Here is an 18,425-nt window from a genome sequence, read left to right on the forward strand (position 1 = left end):
TTGGTGTCGCTGTCGAAGTTCATGTCCCAGACCTGCGAGGCGATCAGCGACTTGGGCAGCACCTCGCCGCTGCGCCGTAGCAGCAGTTCGAGCAGGGCGAACTCCTTGGCGGTGAGGTCGATCCGCTTGCCCTGGCGTTGCACCCGGCGGCGCAGCAAGTCGAGTTCGAGGTCGGCCAGTTGCAGGGTGGTCTCCTGCAACTGCTGGCTGCCCCGGCGCAGCAGGGTGCGCACCCGGGCGAGCAGTTCGACGAAGGCGAAGGGCTTCACCAGGTAATCGTCGGCGCCTTGTTCGAGACCTCGCACGCGGTCCTCGACGGCATCGCGGGCGGTCAGGAACAACACCGGTACGGTCATCCCGGCGTCGCGCACGCTGCGCAGGATCTGCCAGCCGTCACGGCCGGGCAGCATGACGTCGAGGATCAGCAGGTCGTAGTCGCCGCCCAGGGCCAGTTGCTCGCCCTCGTTGCCATCGTCGCTCAGGTCGACGGCGAAGCCTGCCTCGGCGAGCCCCTGGCGCAGGTACTGGCCGATGCGCGGTTCGTCTTCGACGATCAGCAGTTTCATGTTCATCCCTCGTTACATTTGCCGGCCATGCCGACCTGTTTCTGACAGCATCGTAATCAGTGGGTAACGGGGGCGACAGTGGCCCCCGCGCAGACTACATGGGAACTCATTCGAGGAGACTTCCCATGCGTACCTTCACTGCCTCCACCCTCGCTTTCCTGCTGGTCCTCGCCCCGACCGTTCCAGCCATGGCCGACAGCGGCGGCGACATCGTCTTCGAGCGCATGCAGGCCCAGGCCGCCAAGGCTCGTGCCGCGCACCAGGAGAAACTGGCGAAGCAGGCCGAAGCGATGAAGAAGGACAAGGAAAACTGCTGAGCGCCAGTTCTTCCACCCCGGCTCCACACGGGATGACGGAGGGCTCCGATCCCGTCTTCACCCGCCACCGGTTCCCTGGTTTCCGGTCGGCGGGTTTTTTATGCCCGTCGGTGGCGCTGGGCGATCTTAGCCTTCGCGGTCCGCAACGGCGGCAAGCTGACAAAGATGTAATGCTCCCGACAGCCAGCCGGCAGGCGCAGCGACACAGGATAGGCGACATCAACCCGATGGAGATTCCCCGTATGTTTCCGCGCCGCCTGCTTCCCGCTTCCCTGATCGTTCTCGGCGTGCTTTTCGGCGCCAGCGCCCAGGCTTCGCCGGCCCACGGCCAGGCCTTCGGCAAGCCGGCCCAGGCCGCGCAGGCCAGCCGCAGCATCGAGGTGGTGCTCGGCGACATGTACTTCAAGCCGCGGGCGATCGAGGTCAAGGCCGGCGAGACGGTCCGCTTCGTGCTGAAGAACGAAGGCAAGCTGTTGCACGAGTTCAACCTGGGCGACGCGGCGATGCATGCCGAGCACCAGAAGGAGATGCTGGAGATGCAGCAGTCCGGGATGCTCACCCCGACCGGCATGGCGTCGATGGACCATAGTCAGATGGGCCACGGCATGGGCGGCATGGACCATGGCCGGATGATGAAGCACGACGATCCCAACAGCGTGCTGGTCGAGCCGGGCAAGAGCGCCGAGCTGACCTGGACCTTCGCCAAGGCCACCCGGCTGGAGTTCGCCTGCAACATCCCCGGCCACTACCAGGCCGGAATGGTCGGCCAACTGACCGTGCAGCCCTGAGCCGGCGGACGGCCGGCGTGAAGATGCCGGCCGATCCGTATACACTTGCCGCCGCCCGCCAGTGCGGCGCGGCGCGCGGGGAAGGGCCCTGCGCGATTCATCCAGCAGGTTTCCCACATGCACCATCCCGCCGAACATTCGCCGCTGGGCAAGACCAGCGAATACGTCTCCAGCTACACGCCGTCGCTGCTTTTTCCCATTTCACGCACGGCGAAATGGGCCGAGCTTGGCCTGAGCGCCGAGACCCTGCCTTATCGCGGCGTGGATATCTGGAACTGCTACGAGCTGTCCTGGCTGACCCCGGCCGGCAAGCCGGTGGTGGCGATCGGCGAGTTCTCGATCCCGGCGGGCTCGCCGAACATCATCGAGTCGAAGTCGTTCAAGCTCTACCTCAATTCCCTCAACCAGTCCGCCTTCGATAGTCGCGAGGCGCTTCGCGCGGTACTGGAGAAAGACCTCTCGGCCGCTGCCGGGGCGCCCGTGGGCGTGCGCCTGCGCAGCCTCGACGAGGTTGCCGAGGAGGGCATCGGGCGCCTGCCGGGGCGCTGCATCGACGAGCTGGACATCGCCGTCGACGGCTACGAGCAGCCGCGCCCGGAACTGCTGCGCTGCGACGCCGGGCGGATCGTCGAGGAGCAGCTCTACAGCCATCTGCTCAAGTCCAACTGCCCGGTCACCGGCCAGCCCGACTGGGGCACCCTGGTGGTCGACTACCGGGGCCCGGCGCTGGACCCGGCCAGCCTGCTGGCCTACCTGGTTTCCTTCCGCCAGCACCAGGACTTCCACGAACAGTGCGTCGAACGCATCTTCCTCGACCTGCAGCGCCTGCTGCGTCCCCAGGCGCTCAGCGTCTACGCGCGCTACGTACGCCGTGGCGGCCTGGATATCAATCCCTACCGCAGCCTGGCGGAGGTCGCACCGGACAACCGACGCCTGGTGCGCCAGTAACGCCTCGCAACACGCGGATACGAAAAAGCCCCGGCCGTGCCGGGGCTTTTCATTTCGGCAAGTCGTTCAGATACCCATGTTGGCCAGGCTCTGCACGATGGAGCGGAGCGTGCCGGCGAGGGTTGGGTGGCTGACCTCGAAGCGCTCGACGGCGAGGTTGACCCCATCGACCAGGCTGCCTTCGTTGAGGGCGTCCTCGTTGGCCAGTTTCAGTTCGATATCCCTGATCAGGAGTTCCAGTTCGGCGCGCTGCTCTTCGTTCAGCGGCGGTTGTTGCTCCAGTTGCTCGCGCAGGGCGGACAGTTCGCGCAGCAGACTCTCTTTCGGCATGGTATTTCCCTCGACGTACAAGTCTTCGGTGGACCTCCGGCGGGCGCCGAAAGGTCCGTCCATGCCGAACAGATTAACCTGTCGGGCGCAGATGTGCGCGATCCGGATCAATCCGCAGCAGGCGTTCCAGCAGCGGGAAGAAGTGCGTCAGTTCGGGGGTGCGCATGGCCGGGTCCTTGGCCAGGTCGTCGAGGCGGCGCAGGGTCAGGCCGTCCTGGGCATAGGGCGCCTTGATATAGGCCGCGGCGGCACGCTCGTCGAACGGCCCGCCTTGCAGTACCAGGCTGTGCCGGGAGGCCGGCGACAGGCTGGCGTGATAGCTCGGGTCCACCGCGCAGAGGAAGCGCTTGGCCGATACGTGCAGGCGCACCGGCTGCCAGACCGACTCTGGGAACAGCTCGCGCAGCAGGCGTGCGCCGAACTCCTCGTGGCGCAGGTCCTCCTCGTCGATCTGCGCCGGGTCTTCGTAGAGGTGGCCGATATCGTGCAGCAGGGCGGCGACTACAAGGCTGTCCGAGCAGCCGGCGCGCTCGGCCAGGGTCGCACACTGCAGCGCGTGCTCGGCCTGGCTGACTGCCTCGCCATAGGGCTCGGCGCCATGGCTGGCGAAGCGTTCGGCCAGTTCGTCGAGAAAGCGGTGACGGGCGCGGCTCATGGTTTTTCTCCTTTCAGGCGGCGGACGGCGAGGTCGTGCAGACAGGGTTGCAGCTCGCCCAGGTGATCGATCACGGAATGCACGCCCAGGCGGTACAGTTCCAGGGTGGCGTCGGCGCGCAAGCGGTCGCGCTCGGTGTGCCCGAGAGCGTCCCAGTCGGCCGGCGAGAGGCCGCACGACGGCCCGCTGGCGGCCAGGCCGATGGTCCATAGCCCGGCATTGAGTCCGGCCTGGAGTTGACGCGGTTGGGCGCTGACCAGCACGCAGCCGTCGAGGCGCTCGATGCCCAGCCGGGCGAGGGCCTGCCAGCAGCCATCGGGGGCCGGCCAGGGGCGCGCGCCGGCGAGGGGGATCAGGGCGTCCGCCCGGCCGAGCGGCGCGGCAAGGCGCTGGCAGACCGATTCCGGTAGCTCGTCCTGCCAGGCGTAGGGAATCCGTTGTTCGTCCAGGCTCTCCAGCAGGGCCACGGCACCGGCGATGGCTTCGGCCTGTTCCCCGGCGGCTTCGTCGAGGGCCTGCTCCAGGCGCTGGCGTTCGCTCTTGTTCGGCTTGCGCTGCAACAGGAAGCTTTGTGCCTCGGTGAAAGGCAGCAGACTGGCATCGCGGAGGTGCTCGGCAGGGCTATGCGGATGGCTGCGCAGCAGCGCCAGGGACAGGGTCCGGGCGCCGAAATCCACCAGGCCGCCGGAGAGTCCGAAGAGCAGGGCGGTGAAGCGCGGGAGTTGGTCGGAGCTGGGCATGCGAAAGGCGTCTGGCAAATGGTCTAGGCCAGACTAGAGGGGTTTTGTGACGCCGCCGTGACGTTTTCGTGGCAGTGGCGATAGGCCGACGGGCTACCGTTATAATCGGCCGTTCTGAATCAGCGAGGCCGTCATGCCGGTCGATCAATCTCGTCAGTACCTGCGCATCCGCGACCAGCTCGCCGCGGATATCGCCCAGGGTGTGCTGCAGGTGAAACTTCCCTCCGAGCGGGAGTTGGCCGAGCGCTTCCTGTGTACCCGCATCACCCTTCGCGAAGCCCTGCAGCAATTGGAAACCGAAGGCCTGGTCTATCGCGAGAACCGCCGCGGCTGGTTCGTCGCGCCGCCGCGGATCCGCTACAACCCGACCCGTACCACCGGCTTCATGGAATACGTCAGCGCCCAGGGACGCCAGCCGCGTACCGAGACGCTGCACGCCGAGCGGCGTGCAGCCGGCGCCTGGCTGGCCAAGCGGATGGGGCTGGAGGACAGCGCGCCGGTGTATTTCCTGCAACGGCGCCGCTGGGTGGACGAACGTCCGGTGCTGATCGAGCTGATCGCCCTGGATGCCGGGTGGTGCCCAGGCCTGCTGGACCACGACCTCGATACTTCGCTGATGAGCCTGCTGCGCGAGCGTTTCGGCCTGCAGCCGACGCGCTGCCAACTGGCGATGCACCCGACCGCGCTGAACGCGGCCCAGGCCGAGCCGCTGCAACTGGCTCCGGGTTCGCCGGCGCTGTACCTGGAGCGACTGAGTTACGCGGAGGGGCAGAGGGTGGTCGAGTTCGACCAGGAATTCTGGCGTCCGGACGCCCTGGAGATCGTGCTCGACGCGGCCTATCCGGGCGCCTGAGTCAGGCGATCGCGGCGCGTATGCTGTCCGGCACGGGCGTCGAACGGTTTTCCGCGTGGCGCACCCAGACCAGCTTGCAGTGGCCTTCGCCATAGGTGCCTTGCGGATCTTCCAGGGTGCGCAGGCGATGTTCCAGTACCAGGCTGCTGGTGCCCAGCTTGCCGGCGTACAACTCCACCACCACGGTGGCCGGATGCACCACCGGCTTCAGGTAGGTGTGCAGGCTTTGCAGCACGACCGGCCCCTCGGCAGCGCCTTCCAGGTCGATGCCGAGGGTTTCGAACCAGGCTACCCGGGCTTCTTCCAGGTACTGGAAATAGAGGGTGTTGTTGACGTGCCCGTAGCTGTCCATGTCGCCCCAGCGCACCGGGATATGGGCCGTGTGTAGCAATTGTCTGTCAGCCATCTCGTAACTCTTCTAGTCTCAAAATCGATGCGAGCCTATATACTGCGCGCACGCTGAAGCCGCGCTGGCGGCCAAGACTAGTCATGCAAAGGAGATACAGCAATGCGCGCCCGCGGCGTGAACTGGATCGAACGTAGTGCCCGAATCCTGGCTTGCGCCAGCCTCGCATTGGCACCCACGCTGTCCCTGGCGGCCAGTGAAGAAGACCCTTGGGAAAGCATCAACCGCCCCATCTTCACCTTCAACGACACCCTGGACACCTATGCGCTGAAACCGCTGGCCCAGGGTTACCAGAAGGTCACCCCGAACTTCGTTCAGGACGGCGTGCACAACTTCTTCAACAACCTCGGCGACGTGAAGAACCTGGCCAACAACCTGTTGCAGGCCAAGTTCCACAATGCCGGCGTGGACACCAGCCGCCTGCTGTTCAACAGCACCTTCGGCCTGGCCGGGTTGATCGACGTGGCGACCCCGATGGGCCTGCAGCGCAACGATGAGGACTTCGGCCAGACCCTGGGTTATTGGGGGGTCGGCAGCGGCCCGTACGTGATGCTGCCGTTCCTCGGCCCGAGCACGCTGCGCGATGCCCCGGCGAAGATCCCGGACATCTATGTCAGTCCCTACCACTACATGGACGACGTACGTGCGCGCAACGTGATGTTCGGCATCAACACCGTCGACACCCGTGCCAACCTGCTGAAGTCGGAAAAACTGATCAGCGGCGACAAGTACATCTTCATCCGCAACGCCTACCTGCAGAACCGCGAGTTCAAGGTCAAGGACGGCGAGGTGGAGGACGACTTCTAAGTCGGCCCGCTTCGCGCGACACCTGGAAAGGCGGCCCTTGGGTCGCCTTTCGTCGTTTCAGTGGATCGCGACGATGCTCAGCCCCAGGCTATGCCGCCCCGGGCCGAGGCGTTCGCAGCGCACCACGCGGGCTTCCAGTTCCAGGCCGGTGAGGGTCTCGTGGGTGGAGGGGATGCTCACCCGCAGGTGGTCACCCGGAGCCAGCTCGCTTTGTGCTTCCAGCAGCAGCCCGCTGGCGGACAGGTCCCGGCACAGGGCCACCGACTCGCGGCCTTCGCAGCGGATGGTGACCGGGGTGTCGAGCTTCATGCGGATGAAGTCGCGCTTCTCGCTGTAGTTGTGCTCGATGGGCTGCATGGGCTGATCCTCATGGTCGGGGCGATGGGAGGGCGACTGGCAATCCTGGCGATTATCGTCAAAGTTTATACCGTGCGGACGGGATCGGACGGACAAAGGCGGATTTTCCGGCAAAGGTCAACGGCTTGAACTGCTCAACGGATGGGAGTACCGTCTGCGCCTTGTCGAACCCCGTAGCCGCGCTGTTGTCACTTACAATAAGCGCCTAGGACCCACTGTTTCCGGCGCCGTTTGCCTGGATGACCCATGCATAAAGTCAGTGCCACGCTGCTGATCATCGATGACGACGAGGTGGTGCGCGAAAGCCTCGCCGCCTACTTGGAAGACAGCAACTTCAAGGTGTTGCAGGCCTTCAACGGTCTGCAGGGCCTGCAGATCTTCGAAAGCGAACAGCCGGACCTGGTCATTTGCGATTTGCGCATGCCGCAGATCGACGGCCTCGAACTGATCCGCCGCATCCGCCAGACCGCTTCGGAAACGCCGATCATCGTGCTTTCCGGAGCCGGCGTGATGAGTGATGCGGTGGAAGCCTTGCGCCTGGGCGCCGCCGACTACCTGATCAAGCCCCTGGAAGACCTCGCGGTGCTCGAGCATTCGGTGCGCCGGGCCTTGGATCGCGCCTACCTGCGGGTCGAGAACCAGCGCTACCGCGACAAGCTGGAAGCCGCCAACCGCGAGTTGCAGGCCAGCCTGAACCTGCTCCAGGAAGACCAGAACGCCGGCCGCCAGGTGCAGATGAACATGCTTCCGGTGACGCCGTGGAGCATCGAGGGGCTGGAGTTTTCCCACCGGATCATTCCGTCGCTGTATCTCTCCGGCGATTTCGTCGACTACTTCCGGGTCGACGAGCGGCGCGTGGCGTTCTACCTGGCCGACGTTTCCGGCCATGGCGCTTCCTCGGCCTTCGTCACGGTGCTGCTGAAGTTCATGACCACGCGCCTGCTCTATGAGTCGCGGCGCAACGGCACGCTCCCGGAGTTCAAGCCGTCCGAGGTGCTGGCGCACATCAACCGCGGCCTGATCAACACCAAGTTGGGCAAGCATGTGACCATGCTCGGCGGGGTCATCGACCTGGAGAAGAACAGCCTGACCTACAGCATCGGCGGCCACCTGCCGCTTCCTGTGTTGTTCGTCGAAGGGCAGGCGAGCTACCTGGAGGGCCGTGGCCTGCCGGTGGGCCTGTTCGACGATGCGACCTATGACGACCGGGTCATGGAGTTGCCGCCTTCCTTCAGTCTCTCGCTGTTTTCCGATGGCATCCTCGATGTGTTGCCAGGAGCTACGCTGAAGGAGAAAGAGGCTTCGCTACCGGAACAGGTGGCAGCCGCCGGAGGCACCCTCGACGGGCTGCGCCAGGTCTTCGGGCTGGCCAACCTGGCGGAGATGCCGGATGATATCGCCTTGCTGGTGTTGAGCAGGAACCTTGCATGAGTACCGGTAAAATCCAGTTTGCCGAACAGAACGGCTCCTTCGTTCTGAAATTCGTCGGTGAGGTCCGCCTCACCCTGTGCTCGGCCCTGGATTCCACCATCGAAAAGATCTTCGCTGCGCTGAACTTTTCGGCGATCATCATCGATCTTACGGAAACCCAGAGCATCGATAGCACCACACTCGGCCTGCTGGCCAAGCTGTCCATCCTGTCGCGGCAGAAAATCGGCCTGTTGCCCACGCTGGTGACCACCAATCCGGACATTACCCGTCTGTTGCAGTCGATGGGCTTCGATCAGGTGTTCAATATCGTCGATCGTCCGATTCCGTGCCCGGAATGCCTGTCCGACCTGCCGCCGCAGGACCAGTCGGAAGATGTGGTGCGCGACAAGGTCCTGGAGGCGCACCGCATCCTGATGGGCCTCAACGAATCCAACCGCGAAGCCTTCCACGACCTGGTCAGCGCCCTGGAGCGCCATTAACCGGTCGATCCCTTCCCGAATTCCTGCTGAATCCTCCGCTGCGCCGGAACGGGACGCCCTGCATGCGCGTCCCGCCGGCAGCGGCGATCAGTGGCGGGTCGCCAACTGGTATTCGAGCTTTTCCTGGTCGCGTGCGAACAGGCGGATGCCTTCGGCCAGCTTTTCGGTGGCCATGGCGTCCTCGTTCATCTGCCAACGGAAAGCGCTCTCGTCGAGCACCTGGCGCGGCTCGCCTTCGCCCGGCAGCAGCAGGCGTGGCAGCTCGCCCTGGGCGTCAGCCAGTTGTTGCAGCAGGTCGGGACTGATGGTCAGGCGGTCGCAGCCGGCCAGTTGCTCGATCTGGCCGAGATTGCGGAAGCTGGCGCCCATCACCACCGTCTTGTAGCCGTTGGCCTTGTAGTAGCGATAGATGCGCGAGACCGACTGCACGCCGGGATCCTCGGCGCCGACGTAGTCGCGGTTCTCGCTCTTCCTGTACCAGTCGTAGATGCGCCCGACGAACGGCGAGATGAGGAACACCCCGGCGTCGGCGCAGGCCACCGCCTGGGCGAAGGAGAACAGCAGGGTCAGGTTGGTCTGGATGCCCTCGCGTTCCAGAATCTCGGCGGCGCGGATTCCTTCCCAGGTGGAGGCGATCTTGATCAGCACCCGCTCGCGGTCGATGCCCTGTTCGTCGTACAGCTCGATCAGGCGGTGGGCGCGGGCGAGGGTGGCCTCGCTGTCGAACGACAGGCGCGCGTCGACTTCGGTGGAAATACGTCCGGGAATGACTCCGAGGATGTCCTTGCCGACTGCCACGGCGAAGCGGTCGCAAGCCAGTCCGGCGTCGCCGCCGCTACCCGCGGTAGCCTGTCGAAGGTGCTCGGCGTAGCGCGGCAGGGCGGCGGCCTTGAGCAGCAGCGACGGGTTGGTGGTGGCGTCCACCGGCTTCAGGCGGGCAATGGCATCGAAGTCGCCGGTGTCGGCGACCACCGTGGTGTATTGCTTGAGTTGTTCCAGCTTCGAAGTCATGGCGAGGTCTTGTCAGGTGGGTTCTTGGGAAGAAGAATTCCCCGACCTTACCCGAGCCGCAGGCGCGGCTCAATGGGAGCTATCGCCCCGCCAGAAGTTCCAGCGCCTGGTCGAAAACCCGCAGCGGATCGGCGGCCTTGTGCACGTCCACCGAGAGCAATTGGCGGAATCGCCGGGAGCCCGGGAAGCCCTGGGCCAGGCCGAGGATATGGCGGGTCACGTGATGCATCGCGCCGCCTTCGGCCTGGTGTCGCTCGATGTACGGACGCAGACGGAGCAAGGCCTCGCTGCGACTGAGCGGCGGCGCTTCGCTGCCGAACAACTGGCTGTCCACCGCGGTCAGCAGGTAGGGGTTGTGGTAGGCCTCGCGACCGAGCATCACGCCGTCGAAGGTCTGCAGGTGCTCGCGGCAAGCCTCTAAGGTCTTGATGCCGCCGTTGAGGACGATCTCCAGGTCCGGGAAGTCCTTCTTCAATTGCGCCGCGACCTCGTAGCGCAGCGGTGGCACCTCGCGGTTCTCCTTGGGCGAGAGCCCTTCGAGGATGGCGATCCGTGCATGCACGGTGAAGCTCCGGCAGCCAGCCTCGCGCACCTGGCCGACGAAATCGCAGAGCTCGGCATAACTGTCGCGCCCGTTGATGCCGATGCGATGCTTCACCGTCACCGCTATCTCCACCGCATCCAGCATCGCCTTCACGCAATCCGCCACCAGCGCCGGATGCCCCATCAGGCAGGCGCCGATCATGTTGTGCTGGACCCGGTCGCTGGGGCAACCGACGTTGAGGTTGACCTCGTCGTAGCCGGCCTCTTCCGCCAACCGCGCGCAGGCCGCCAGTTCCGCCGGCACGCTGCCGCCCAGTTGCAGCGCCAGTGGGTGCTCGCATTCGTCGTAGCGGAGGAAGCGCTGGCGATCGCCGTGCAGCAACGCGCCGGTAGTGACCATCTCGGTGTAGAGCAGGGCGTGACGGGACAACTGGCGCAGGAAGAAGCGGCAGTGGCGATCGGTCCAGTCCATCATCGGCGCAACGGAGAAGCGGCGGGAGAGGGTGGCGGGGGTGGTGGTCGGTTCTGGGCGCATCGGGACTTCGATAGGAGGAGCGGAGCAGGGCGGGGATTTTATCAGGGATGGGGCCTTTGCCATATCGTCGGCAATGAGCAGTTCCACCCGCCCAGCGTCGGTGTCCGAGAACCGAGGCCTTCCAACACGGCTCGTAGGCTGTCATCAGTACTTCGATTCGGATGATGTCTCCATCAGCCTCTCGACCTGGGCCGCCACCGTTTTTCAGTCACTGGCCAGAATCTCCACCCCTGCTACATCTTTCGTGGGGATGGACTCGATCGCCATTTTTTGGGGCGCCGCCAGGCAGATGGTTGCCAGGCCCGAGGAGCTAGTCGTTACCCTCCACTGGGCCTCTCTACATGCGTTCGACGATAGTATCGAACTCCCGGATCTTGAAAGCCTTTTGGCAGGGAGGCGGGTTCCAGCCCAAAGGAGCGTTCCCGGTGAGGGGCCTTGACGCTACTGATGGTCAGCTTCGATAGCCCCGAGGAGTCGCCGAGCACATCGCCGATGCTTTTTTATCGGAGTGGGATCGAGCGAGGGAAGTTGCCAAGGATCTGGGCGGCGGTACTCGGGAACGACCGGTGCTTCTGTATGGTTGGCGCACTCTACATGCGTAGAGTTTTCACCACTTCATCGATTTCGGTGATCGCGGCGTGGTCGGAAATGACTCTGGCCATGAGGTAGTCATGCAACTCTGCATCGCCATCGACACAGCCGTCTCTGAGCACAACCAACTGGTAGTCCAGATCGAACGCTTGGCGAACCGTCGTCAGCACTACGCCTGACGTAGTGGCTCCAGCGATGAGCAACGTTTCAATATCATGCGCCCAGAGAAGCTCGTCCAGTTCCGTACCCGTGAAGGCGCCGACGCGACTCTTCGTAATGACCGGTTCGCTTTCGATCGGCTGCAAGGCGGCGGTGATCGCCATCCCGGGGCTTCCCGGTTCGATCAGGCCACTTTCACGTAGCTCGCGGAAGAGCCTGTTGCGCCTGCCCATTGGCGGACCATCGGGCGGGCAGCCCACCGTTACATGAACTACCAGCATATCGGTTTGCCGTACCCTGGAAAGAAATCTGGAGGTGCGGGCCACTACCTCGGCTGCGCGAGGTGCGGGCACGAAGTTGTTCAGCACGAACTCCTGGAAGTCCATCAGCAGCAGGGCGGAATTAAAGGGAGATTCAAACACGGGCTCAGTCATGACGACCTCTGGGTGGTGGAAAACCGTCTAGCGGGTGGAGTGCCCAAGGGTTCGCCAGTTGAATAGCGCTCCTGCCAGCATCAACAGGCTGGTTACCAGGAAAACGCTGCGCATCCCGAACTGGCCACCGACGAACCCTCCGATTACCGGCCCGATTACCTGGCCGGCGAATTGCGCGGAGAGCGACCAGCCCATTGCCGAGCCGACGAATCGCTCCGGGACGCTATGGCGGATTACAGCGGCCATGCACGGAAGCAGGCCGCCAAGCGCCATGCCCATCAGGAAGCGCAGGGCGATGAGTTGCCACCCCGCATATACGAAAGCCTGGGGAATCAGCAGGACGGCCGCGACGCTCAGCGCGGCTATCATGATGACGCCGTAGCCAATCCGGTCGGCCACCTTACCCAGATAGGTCGCGGAGATGATGCTTCCGAGCGCTGCCGCCGACATGGCCAGACCCGCCACAGACGTCACCCGCCTCGAGTCCTCGAGCAGCGTTTCGATATAGACGGTGATAATCGGTTCGACCGACATGTTGGCAATCATCAGCAGCAGGCCTGTCGCCAGCATGGCGAGGATCACCGCCTTGTTGGGCATATTCGACCAACCGACCTTGTGAGGTTCTTCGACGGCGGGGACGGAGGGGCGTGCAGTCTCGCGCAACATGAAGGTCGTGAAGACAAACGCAATGAAGATCAATCCACTGGCGCCCCAGAATGTGGCTCGTATGCCGATCAGAGGAGGCAGGAAGCCGCCTACCAGCGGCCCTAACAGATTGCCGGCCATCACGCCCGAGGAAAGAAGCCCCAATGCCCAGGCCGAACGGGATTTCGGAGCTTGCACCGCGATCAGGATCGTTGCCCCCGACGAGTACCCGCCGGCGATTCCCGCCAACAAGCGCAAGCCGATGAATTGCCAGATATCGGAGGCCAGCCCCATCAGCAACATGGTGATCGCCATTCCCAGGCTGGCTCGGACCAGCATGGGCTTACGACCGTAGCGGTCGCCAAGCATCCCCCAAAGCGGTGCTACCAACCCGGCGGTGACGAAAGTGGCGGCGTAGGCGATACCCGACCACTGCACGATTGCGGCGTGGCCCGATACCCCGAGTTGACCTATGTAGACCGGGAGGAACGGCAGGATAAGTGTCATGGCGAAGACGGTGGTGAAGGCTCCGAACAAGCACACGGCGAGGTTGCGTTGCCAGCATTCGATAGCGGGTTCGTTCATGTTGCCTTGCATCAGCAGACTCCGATCAGAGACACTCGTTACCACACAGTCATTTTGGTATACCAACTTGGTATACATTGACGTTGGCCAATGGATCTGTCAATCGGAGGCACCTAATGACGGTCATTCAGCAGGCTGAAGAGCGGCTGCGCCGCTTGATTCTGGATATGGAGATCGGCCCTGGAGAGCGCCTGACGGAGCGCTGGCTCGAAGGGCAGACAGGGGCCTCGCGAAGCTCTATCCGCACGGCACTGGTTCGCCTCGAGGCTGAAGGTCTCGTTGCGAGGGAGGGCCGGGGATGGCTGGTGCCGCCCATCGATCTTCAGGAAATAGAACAATTGTTCGTTTACCGGGAGATGCTTGAGGTAACGGCGGTTCGCCTCGGTGGAAAAGAGGCGGAAGAAAGCTATCTCCGGGAGGGGGAGGCCATACTGGATGCGGTGCCGACAAATGCCTCGGCAGAAGAGACCGAGTCTGCCGGACGCCAATTCCACCTTTGGATTGCCGGTTTGGCCCGCAATGAATTCATCAGTCGGGGGCTCGGCGAGGCCCTGACGCGCCTCCAGCGTGTCAGATGGTTGGAGAGCCAACCGGAACATCACGGCTGGGCCGAGCATCGCGCCATCATCGCTGCCTTGAGGGCATGCGATATCGAACGCGCCGCGGGGATGGTCGAATCGCACGTTCGGGAAACAAGGGACCGGTTGCTGGAAACTCTCCGAAAAGACCGGCGCAGTCTCAGGGCACGCGGAATCACCATTCTTCCTGAGTGATGCCGGCCGGGCAGGGCGATTCGGTCTCGTATCCCGAGGAGGCGCCTGCCAGGCGGCGCCGATTCCGACGCCTGGAGGTCTGCAGCCGGTTGTGGGGATTCTGATCGGGAGGAGCCGACCCAACGAGGGCCGGCGGGCCGTGGCAGCTCCTGGCCCTGCCGGTGCGCCCCTGCCGACCTAGTTCATTTGAAATATTGCGATCCTGGCATGGGCCAGTAAGATGGGCCGTCCGACGACCCGCACCAGCCTCTATCAAGGATCGATGCATGAGACTGCCCCGCCCGCGTTTCGCCCTTTCCGCCGCCTTGCTGCTTTGCCTTTCCGGTTGCGTGTCGGAACTCGATTCGGGCGCCTATGGCAGCATGGACGATCCGCGCAACGCGCAGATGCTGGACCTGGTGGACCAGGCGTTGAAGGGGAACATGGCCGTGGTGCTGGTGGCCGATGTGATGCCGCACAAGTCCTTGAGCGATGCGCTGACCATGACCCAGTGGACGCCTACGGCGATCTGGGAGTACGAGAAGGATCCGAAGGTGACCTTCGGCCGCAAGTTCCAGACCAACGCGCTGCAGCGGAAGCCCGACGAGACCTATCTGTTCAAGGCCTTCGAGGTGCATATCCTGCCGCCCGGCAAGTATCTGCTGACCGGCGGCGACGACTACCAGATCCATGGCTTGCTCGACCAGGTCGGCGCCCGTAGCGGTCCGCCCGGCTCGGGCCAAGGCGCCAATGGCACCGCGTACCTGTCCCCCGAGCTGTATCGCGAGTACTACCGGGAAGAAGTCTGGAAGGATGCCACCTATGGCAGCGAGATCAAGACCGAGAAGGTCTGCACCGCCGTGCATATGGCCTCGGGCGCCTGCGTGAGCTGGGGCGAGCAGCAATACACGCAGACGACCCAGGGCTCCCAGGCCGGCTATTACCAGCAGACCGACTCCCGCGACGTGCCCTCGATCAAGGTCCAGGCGCGCCTGCCGGTCGACAAGGCGCTGGCCAGCTTCACCGTGCAGGGCGGGCAATTGCTGCTGGCCCCGCGTATGCACCTGAAGACCCCCGGCTACAGGTACCGGCAGTCGAAGTGCCGGGCGATCGATCCGAAGAAGATCGAATGCCCATTGGAAAACCTGACCGTCTACACCTGGCCGGCGCCGATGGACTTCAGCCAGTCCCTGATCGCCCAGCGGGCCCTGAGCGACAAACACCGGCAACTGCTGTCCAGGCTCCAGCCCCTGCAGATCACGCCGCTGCGCAAGCAGGGTATGGAAGACCCGGTCTGGGGCGTGCCGCTGTCATTGAAATAGCGGGTGTTCGCTCAGGGATGCCGGGTGCCGCCCCTATCCACGATCGGCAGGGAAGCGTTTCCCCACAAGGAAGGTGACATGAACGTATATCGCAAGGTTCCCGCAGTGCCGCGACTTGGCTGTGCGCCGCGCTGCTGGCCGCATCCGGCCATGCCTGGGCCGAAGACTGGTGGGTGGTACACAAGGGCGACGACCCTGCCGAGCTTGACGTGTTCCTGGCCGATGCCGATTCGCTGGCACCGGTGCCGGGTATCGAAAACGCCTGGCAGTTGCAGATCGCCATGCTGTTCGACTCCTTCCATCTGCTCAGCGCGCACCAGTACCGCTGCGATACGCGAGAGGTGAAGGTGGTCAACGCCAAGACCTTCTCCGACAACGGGCAACCCACGAACCTCCAGTTCACCTTCGCCAAGGGCTGGACCCCGCTGCCCAACGAAAGCCATGAGGCTGTCCTCCAGTTCATCTGCGCGCCGCAGGAGCGCGAACGCAACGGCATGCGCTCCGCCGGCAGGGGCGTGCCATTGCAGGCGGTGATCACCGCCGTCGGCATGGTCGAGATGGAGCGCGCCCAGGCCAATCTCGCCGAGGCCCGGCGCAAGCTCGAAGAGGCCAAGAGCGATCGCGTCATGGGCGAGCTCGATCGTCTGCTCGGCAACGAGCCCCGGAAGCCCTGAGCCGCTCTGACCGAAGCAGGAGGGGGCGAGGCGGATCGGGCCGTTTTCCGGAGCGATCGGCGTAGGTCCGGAAGGCGCGCCGGGAGGGTATCGATGAAGTGGTATAGCCGCATCAGCCTGGGACTCAGCCTCGCGGTCGCGAGCGCTTTCCTGGTGGCGTACTGGCGATCGCTCGACAGCCATAGCTATCCCAATATGAATGCGCCCGGGCTGTTCGCCTACCTGCTGGTCTTTCCTGCCTGCGCGCTGTTCCTGCATTCCACTGCGTTGGCATTCGTGCTCCAGCATCGAAAGCTGGGGAGCGCTCGCGAAAGAGCGCTGCAATGGACGATCAATCTGGCGCTGTGGATGGCGCCGCTTTGTTTCATATTTTCCAGTCTTTAATCAGGCACTCGCGGGTGTGTAGCTCGAGTAAGCGGACTGCTTTGACATCTCCTGCTGCGGCGGAATACAGGTGCGTCCTTTGAGGCGCTCAGCGCTTCGGCGCAAAGACCATCTTCACCGGCGCATCGTGCTTCAGGCGCGAGCCGTTCGGTTGGTTCCCGGGCTCGAAGCTAGGGTGCCAGGCCCTGAGTTCCGTATCGGACAGCCACTCCAGTTGCAATTCGTCCGTGGATGATGCGCGCAGGTCGAATTGCGCCAGCGACAGCACGACTGAATGGCACTTTTCCGATTTCCCGGTTTCGAGGAGGGAAACCTGTATTTCCTCGCCCCAGGTTATCGAACCTTTCTCGGGGCATTTCCGAACTTCGACGTGGTATTCGCCGTTCGGCGAAGGCAGGTCGGAAATGAGCCTGTCGGGACCGCAGGCGGCGAGGAGTACGCTCAGTATCAGCAGGGGGCTTTTTTTCATCCATGACCTCGATATCTCGGAAAGGAATTCCTCTTCTTTCCTGGCGGAAAATGGGCAGGAAGCGTGCCTGCCCATCCTACGCGCAGACTGCTCGATCTGCCCATGGGCGGTCCACAGCTTCGTGCACGAGCGATATCAGATGGCGCTGAGCGATTTCAGGATCAGATAGGTGCAGATGAGCACCCCTGCCATGGACAACAGGCCCAGGGCGACAATGCTGAGTTTCATTGGGTTTCCTCGTTGAAACTGCAATGGGCTGCTGTATCAAGGAGGGGAGAGGCAGCAGGCGGGGGGAAAGCCCCGGAGGGATGAGCGGCCCCCGGGGCTTTGGTGACCACCATAGGAGAAAGTCACATTGATAAGGCTAGCCCTGTTTCGCTGTGCGGCAAGCGAAGCGGCATCGCTTTTTCCCGCATGATTGGGAAGATGCCTAGCCATACCGCAGTCATTTCCAAGGAGGGTCCATGCGCCTCGTCCATTTCCTGATTGCCCTTCCCGCCGCGCTGCCGGCTGAGCCTCAGATAACCGCGCGGCGCGGGTTCAGCGTTCGTCGCCGATCTCCAGTTCGATGAAGTCGATGACCCCTGCCGCGCGGTTGTCGAGGCGCTCAAGTTCCTGGCCGTCCAGCGTCTGCAACAGCGAGGCGCCGTGTTCCAGGCGCTCGCCGGAGGCATGCGAAGCGGCTTCGCGGGTAGGACTGAACAGCCAGGCGTGCGGATGTTGCGCGCGCCAGGCGGCGCGGGGCGAAAAGCTGACCTCGGTGCCCGCCGGATAGTGCCAGGCGCCCAGTTGCAAGGCCTCGGCGAGGACCGTACCGCCGAGACCGTACAGGCGGCGGTCGCGGTCGAAGGCCAGGGCGCCGCCGCTCAGCGCGATGCCGCGCACCGACACCCGTTGCCCGGTTTCCGGCATTACCCGCCAGCGCTCGGCGTCGCGGTAGCCGTCGGTGTAGACCATGCCGTCGCTGGCGAACAATCGCGCACCGGCGGGGAAGTCGATGTCGTCGGCGCGGTTGCCGGTCGCAAGGCTACAGCCTTCGAAGGCGGCGGGACGCCCGTCGCGCTCGCTGGCGAAGGCGATTTCCTGGCTGGCGTCGCAACGCCAGCCTTCGATCTCGGCGACTCCCTCGCCACGCAGGCGCAGCGAAGTGGGATGGACGCCGGTGGTTTTCCATGGGTTCTGCGGGTCGTCGTGCTCGCTCTGCAGCCAGCGTTGCAGGTGGCGGGTGGCGACGCCGCGGATCGTCACTGGCGTGGGGAATTCGGCTTCGCGGAAGCTTTCCGGCTGGTGCTTGAGTTCCAGCTTCAGCCGGGTGCCGGCAGGCATCTCGATGCCTCCGAGACGGGAGGGGCGTTCGAGCACGGCGCTGTGCGCGGCTTCCTCGCGCGCGCGTTCGCGCGCGTACTGCCAGAGACCGATCTCCAGCCAGGCGCGCAGTCCCAACGGGATCAGCAGGAGCAGCATCAGCAGGCCGCGGCTCGGCCAGCGGCGGCGCAAGCGCTGGCGCGCGCGCGGGCTGAAGGCCAGGAGCGATAGCCAGACCAGCAGCCAGATGCCGGCGATGAACGACGACAGGTAGATGAGCGGGACGATCAGGGGAAGAGGGGCGACGGGGATCACGCGGGCGTCCTTGCGGGTTGGGTT

22 protein-coding genes and 1 pseudogene are annotated in these 18,425 nt (G+C 64.2%); 11 read left to right on the plus strand and 12 right to left on the minus strand.

Annotation, left to right across the window (positions count from 1 at the left end; all coding sequences use genetic code 11):
• Positions 1-566 (minus strand): response regulator (locus HMPREF2886_RS18150; protein WP_070747986.1); only part of this gene is annotated, 566 nt, incomplete at its 3' end.
• A 125-nt stretch (positions 567-691) separates the two neighbouring features.
• On the opposite strand from HMPREF2886_RS18150, the gene ptrA reads away from it, so the two are divergent.
• The 3 genes from ptrA (at position 692) to queF (ending at position 2,619) form a co-directional block, all read left to right on the plus strand.
• A complete protein-coding gene (gene ptrA, locus HMPREF2886_RS18155; RefSeq protein ID WP_033970953.1) occupies positions 692-883 on the plus strand; it encodes a T3SS anti-activator PtrA in 192 nt (63 codons plus the stop codon).
• A 170-nt stretch (positions 884-1,053) separates the two neighbouring features.
• On the plus strand, positions 1,054-1,671 hold the full coding sequence (locus HMPREF2886_RS18160; protein WP_073648596.1) for a copper-resistant cuproprotein CopI: 618 nt from the start codon (positions 1,054-1,056) through the stop codon (positions 1,669-1,671).
• 117 nt (positions 1,672-1,788) lie between these two features.
• Positions 1,789-2,619 carry an NADPH-dependent 7-cyano-7-deazaguanine reductase QueF gene (gene queF / locus HMPREF2886_RS18165; RefSeq protein ID WP_033970949.1) on the plus strand — a complete coding sequence of 277 codons (831 nt, stop codon included), beginning with the start codon at positions 1,789-1,791 and terminating at the stop codon, positions 2,617-2,619.
• A 66-nt stretch (positions 2,620-2,685) separates the two neighbouring features.
• Here the strand turns inward: queF and HMPREF2886_RS18170 are convergent, their stop codons facing one another.
• The 3 genes from HMPREF2886_RS18170 to HMPREF2886_RS18180 all read right to left on the minus strand — a co-directional run bounded on the left by HMPREF2886_RS18170 (position 2,686) and on the right by HMPREF2886_RS18180 (position 4,344).
• A complete protein-coding gene (locus HMPREF2886_RS18170) occupies positions 2,686-2,949 on the minus strand; it encodes a DUF4404 family protein (protein WP_003090878.1) in 264 nt (87 codons plus the stop codon).
• 73 nt (positions 2,950-3,022) lie between these two features.
• Positions 3,023-3,604, minus strand: a complete 582-nt coding sequence (locus HMPREF2886_RS18175; RefSeq protein ID WP_003090877.1) for a phosphonate degradation HD-domain oxygenase — start codon at positions 3,602-3,604, stop codon at positions 3,023-3,025.
• The gene (locus HMPREF2886_RS18180; RefSeq protein ID WP_042164879.1) at positions 3,601-4,344 is read right to left on the minus strand and encodes an HAD superfamily inactivated hydrolase PcrP; all 744 of its coding nucleotides are present in this window, start codon (positions 4,342-4,344) and stop codon (positions 3,601-3,603) included. Before HMPREF2886_RS18180 ends, HMPREF2886_RS18175 begins: the two co-directional genes overlap by 4 nt.
• A 133-nt stretch (positions 4,345-4,477) precedes the next feature.
• Here HMPREF2886_RS18180 and HMPREF2886_RS18185 point away from each other — a divergent pair, with 133 nt between their 5' ends.
• The gene (locus HMPREF2886_RS18185) at positions 4,478-5,197 is read left to right on the plus strand and encodes a UTRA domain-containing protein (RefSeq protein WP_003104061.1); all 720 of its coding nucleotides are present in this window, start codon (positions 4,478-4,480) and stop codon (positions 5,195-5,197) included.
• Between the two features lies 1 nt (position 5,198).
• On the opposite strand, the gene HMPREF2886_RS18190 is transcribed toward HMPREF2886_RS18185, so the two are convergent.
• Entirely contained in the window at positions 5,199-5,603 is a 405-nt protein-coding gene (locus tag HMPREF2886_RS18190; protein WP_003119889.1) for an acyl-CoA thioesterase, read from the minus strand.
• A 102-nt stretch (positions 5,604-5,705) separates the two neighbouring features.
• Here HMPREF2886_RS18190 and HMPREF2886_RS18195 point away from each other — a divergent pair, with 102 nt between their 5' ends.
• Positions 5,706-6,410, plus strand: a complete 705-nt coding sequence (locus HMPREF2886_RS18195; RefSeq protein WP_003114777.1) for an MlaA family lipoprotein — start codon at positions 5,706-5,708, stop codon at positions 6,408-6,410.
• A 57-nt stretch (positions 6,411-6,467) separates the two neighbouring features.
• On the opposite strand, the gene pilZ is transcribed toward HMPREF2886_RS18195, so the two are convergent.
• Positions 6,468-6,767, minus strand: a complete 300-nt coding sequence (gene pilZ, locus HMPREF2886_RS18200; protein ID WP_003104055.1) for a cyclic di-GMP-binding protein PilZ — start codon at positions 6,765-6,767, stop codon at positions 6,468-6,470.
• Positions 6,768-7,013: 246 nt separating this feature from the next.
• Between pilZ and rssB the strand changes: the two genes are divergently transcribed.
• Together rssB and rssC are read left to right on the plus strand one after the other, a co-directional pair.
• A complete protein-coding gene (gene rssB / locus HMPREF2886_RS18205) occupies positions 7,014-8,198 on the plus strand; it encodes a two-component system response regulator RssB (protein ID WP_070747988.1) in 1,185 nt (394 codons plus the stop codon).
• Entirely contained in the window at positions 8,195-8,677 is a 483-nt protein-coding gene (gene rssC / locus HMPREF2886_RS18210; protein ID WP_003104052.1) for an anti-sigma factor antagonist RssC, read from the plus strand. The genes rssB and rssC overlap by 4 nt, the downstream gene beginning before the upstream one ends.
• An 87-nt stretch (positions 8,678-8,764) precedes the next feature.
• Here the strand turns inward: rssC and tal are convergent, their stop codons facing one another.
• From tal to HMPREF2886_RS18235, 4 genes are all read right to left on the minus strand, one after another.
• Positions 8,765-9,688 carry a transaldolase gene (tal, locus tag HMPREF2886_RS18215; protein WP_042164877.1) on the minus strand — a complete coding sequence of 308 codons (924 nt, stop codon included), beginning with the start codon at positions 9,686-9,688 and terminating at the stop codon, positions 8,765-8,767.
• Between the two features lie 79 nt (positions 9,689-9,767).
• The gene (dusA, locus tag HMPREF2886_RS18220; protein WP_070747990.1) at positions 9,768-10,766 is read right to left on the minus strand and encodes a tRNA dihydrouridine(20/20a) synthase DusA; all 999 of its coding nucleotides are present in this window, start codon (positions 10,764-10,766) and stop codon (positions 9,768-9,770) included.
• A gap of 590 nt (positions 10,767-11,356) precedes the next feature.
• Complete coding sequence (locus HMPREF2886_RS18230) at positions 11,357-11,950, minus strand: cysteine hydrolase family protein (protein WP_070747994.1); 594 nt, start codon at positions 11,948-11,950, stop codon at positions 11,357-11,359.
• A 27-nt stretch (positions 11,951-11,977) separates the two neighbouring features.
• The gene (locus tag HMPREF2886_RS18235; RefSeq protein ID WP_070747996.1) at positions 11,978-13,192 is read right to left on the minus strand and encodes an MFS transporter; all 1,215 of its coding nucleotides are present in this window, start codon (positions 13,190-13,192) and stop codon (positions 11,978-11,980) included.
• 104 nt (positions 13,193-13,296) lie between these two features.
• On the opposite strand from HMPREF2886_RS18235, the gene HMPREF2886_RS18240 reads away from it, so the two are divergent.
• The 4 genes from HMPREF2886_RS18240 (at position 13,297) to HMPREF2886_RS18255 (ending at position 16,312) form a co-directional block, all read left to right on the plus strand.
• Positions 13,297-13,953, plus strand: coding sequence for a GntR family transcriptional regulator (locus tag HMPREF2886_RS18240; protein WP_057388322.1), 657 nt, complete (start codon positions 13,297-13,299; stop codon positions 13,951-13,953).
• A 266-nt stretch (positions 13,954-14,219) separates the two neighbouring features.
• Positions 14,220-15,254, plus strand: a complete 1,035-nt coding sequence (locus HMPREF2886_RS18245; RefSeq protein ID WP_070747998.1) for a hypothetical protein — start codon at positions 14,220-14,222, stop codon at positions 15,252-15,254.
• A gap of 173 nt (positions 15,255-15,427) precedes the next feature.
• Complete coding sequence (locus HMPREF2886_RS18250) at positions 15,428-15,928, plus strand: hypothetical protein (RefSeq protein ID WP_169878672.1); 501 nt, start codon at positions 15,428-15,430, stop codon at positions 15,926-15,928.
• A gap of 93 nt (positions 15,929-16,021) precedes the next feature.
• Positions 16,022-16,312 carry a hypothetical protein gene (locus tag HMPREF2886_RS18255; RefSeq protein ID WP_024916990.1) on the plus strand — a complete coding sequence of 97 codons (291 nt, stop codon included), beginning with the start codon at positions 16,022-16,024 and terminating at the stop codon, positions 16,310-16,312.
• A gap of 88 nt (positions 16,313-16,400) precedes the next feature.
• On the opposite strand, the pseudogene HMPREF2886_RS18260 reads toward HMPREF2886_RS18255, so the two are convergent.
• Both HMPREF2886_RS18260 and HMPREF2886_RS18265 read right to left on the minus strand, forming a co-directional pair.
• A pseudogene (locus HMPREF2886_RS18260) lies at positions 16,401-16,885 on the minus strand (hypothetical protein).
• Between the two features lie 436 nt (positions 16,886-17,321).
• Positions 17,322-18,401: a hypothetical protein gene (locus HMPREF2886_RS18265; RefSeq protein ID WP_033978881.1), complete on the minus strand. Its 1,080-nt coding sequence runs from the start codon at positions 18,399-18,401 to the stop codon at positions 17,322-17,324.
• Between the last annotated feature and the right edge of the window lie 24 nt (positions 18,402-18,425).

The sequence above is a fragment of the Pseudomonas sp. HMSC066A08 genome (assembly GCF_001813025.1).
Lineage (GTDB): Bacteria > Pseudomonadota > Gammaproteobacteria > Pseudomonadales > Pseudomonadaceae > Pseudomonas > Pseudomonas aeruginosa.

What these genes read in the sequence shown, in the direction of transcription:
- HMPREF2886_RS18255 (WP_024916990.1), top strand. Translation starts at nt 16,022, where the DNA reads ATGAAGTGGTATAGCCGCATCAGCCTGGGACTCAGCCTCGCGGTCGCG.
- dusA (WP_070747990.1), bottom strand. Translation starts at nt 10,766, where the DNA reads ATGCGCCCAGAACCGACCACCACCCCCGCCACCCTCTCCCGCCGCTTC.
- rssB (WP_070747988.1), top strand. Translation starts at nt 7,014, where the DNA reads ATGCATAAAGTCAGTGCCACGCTGCTGATCATCGATGACGACGAGGTG.
- rssC (WP_003104052.1), top strand. Translation starts at nt 8,195, where the DNA reads ATGAGTACCGGTAAAATCCAGTTTGCCGAACAGAACGGCTCCTTCGTT.
- HMPREF2886_RS18175 (WP_003090877.1), bottom strand. Translation starts at nt 3,604, where the DNA reads ATGAGCCGCGCCCGTCACCGCTTTCTCGACGAACTGGCCGAACGCTTC.
- HMPREF2886_RS18170 (WP_003090878.1), bottom strand. Translation starts at nt 2,949, where the DNA reads ATGCCGAAAGAGAGTCTGCTGCGCGAACTGTCCGCCCTGCGCGAGCAA.
- HMPREF2886_RS18230 (WP_070747994.1), bottom strand. Translation starts at nt 11,950, where the DNA reads ATGACTGAGCCCGTGTTTGAATCTCCCTTTAATTCCGCCCTGCTGCTG.
- tal (WP_042164877.1), bottom strand. Translation starts at nt 9,688, where the DNA reads ATGACTTCGAAGCTGGAACAACTCAAGCAATACACCACGGTGGTCGCC.
- HMPREF2886_RS18190 (WP_003119889.1), bottom strand. Translation starts at nt 5,603, where the DNA reads ATGGCTGACAGACAATTGCTACACACGGCCCATATCCCGGTGCGCTGG.
- HMPREF2886_RS18235 (WP_070747996.1), bottom strand. Translation starts at nt 13,192, where the DNA reads ATGCAAGGCAACATGAACGAACCCGCTATCGAATGCTGGCAACGCAAC.
- ptrA (WP_033970953.1), top strand. Translation starts at nt 692, where the DNA reads ATGCGTACCTTCACTGCCTCCACCCTCGCTTTCCTGCTGGTCCTCGCC.
- HMPREF2886_RS18185 (WP_003104061.1), top strand. Translation starts at nt 4,478, where the DNA reads ATGCCGGTCGATCAATCTCGTCAGTACCTGCGCATCCGCGACCAGCTC.
- pilZ (WP_003104055.1), bottom strand. Translation starts at nt 6,767, where the DNA reads ATGCAGCCCATCGAGCACAACTACAGCGAGAAGCGCGACTTCATCCGC.
- HMPREF2886_RS18195 (WP_003114777.1), top strand. Translation starts at nt 5,706, where the DNA reads ATGCGCGCCCGCGGCGTGAACTGGATCGAACGTAGTGCCCGAATCCTG.
- HMPREF2886_RS18160 (WP_073648596.1), top strand. Translation starts at nt 1,054, where the DNA reads ATGCTCCCGACAGCCAGCCGGCAGGCGCAGCGACACAGGATAGGCGAC.
- HMPREF2886_RS18245 (WP_070747998.1), top strand. Translation starts at nt 14,220, where the DNA reads ATGAGACTGCCCCGCCCGCGTTTCGCCCTTTCCGCCGCCTTGCTGCTT.
- HMPREF2886_RS18240 (WP_057388322.1), top strand. Translation starts at nt 13,297, where the DNA reads ATGACGGTCATTCAGCAGGCTGAAGAGCGGCTGCGCCGCTTGATTCTG.
- queF (WP_033970949.1), top strand. Translation starts at nt 1,789, where the DNA reads ATGCACCATCCCGCCGAACATTCGCCGCTGGGCAAGACCAGCGAATAC.
- HMPREF2886_RS18180 (WP_042164879.1), bottom strand. Translation starts at nt 4,344, where the DNA reads ATGCCCAGCTCCGACCAACTCCCGCGCTTCACCGCCCTGCTCTTCGGA.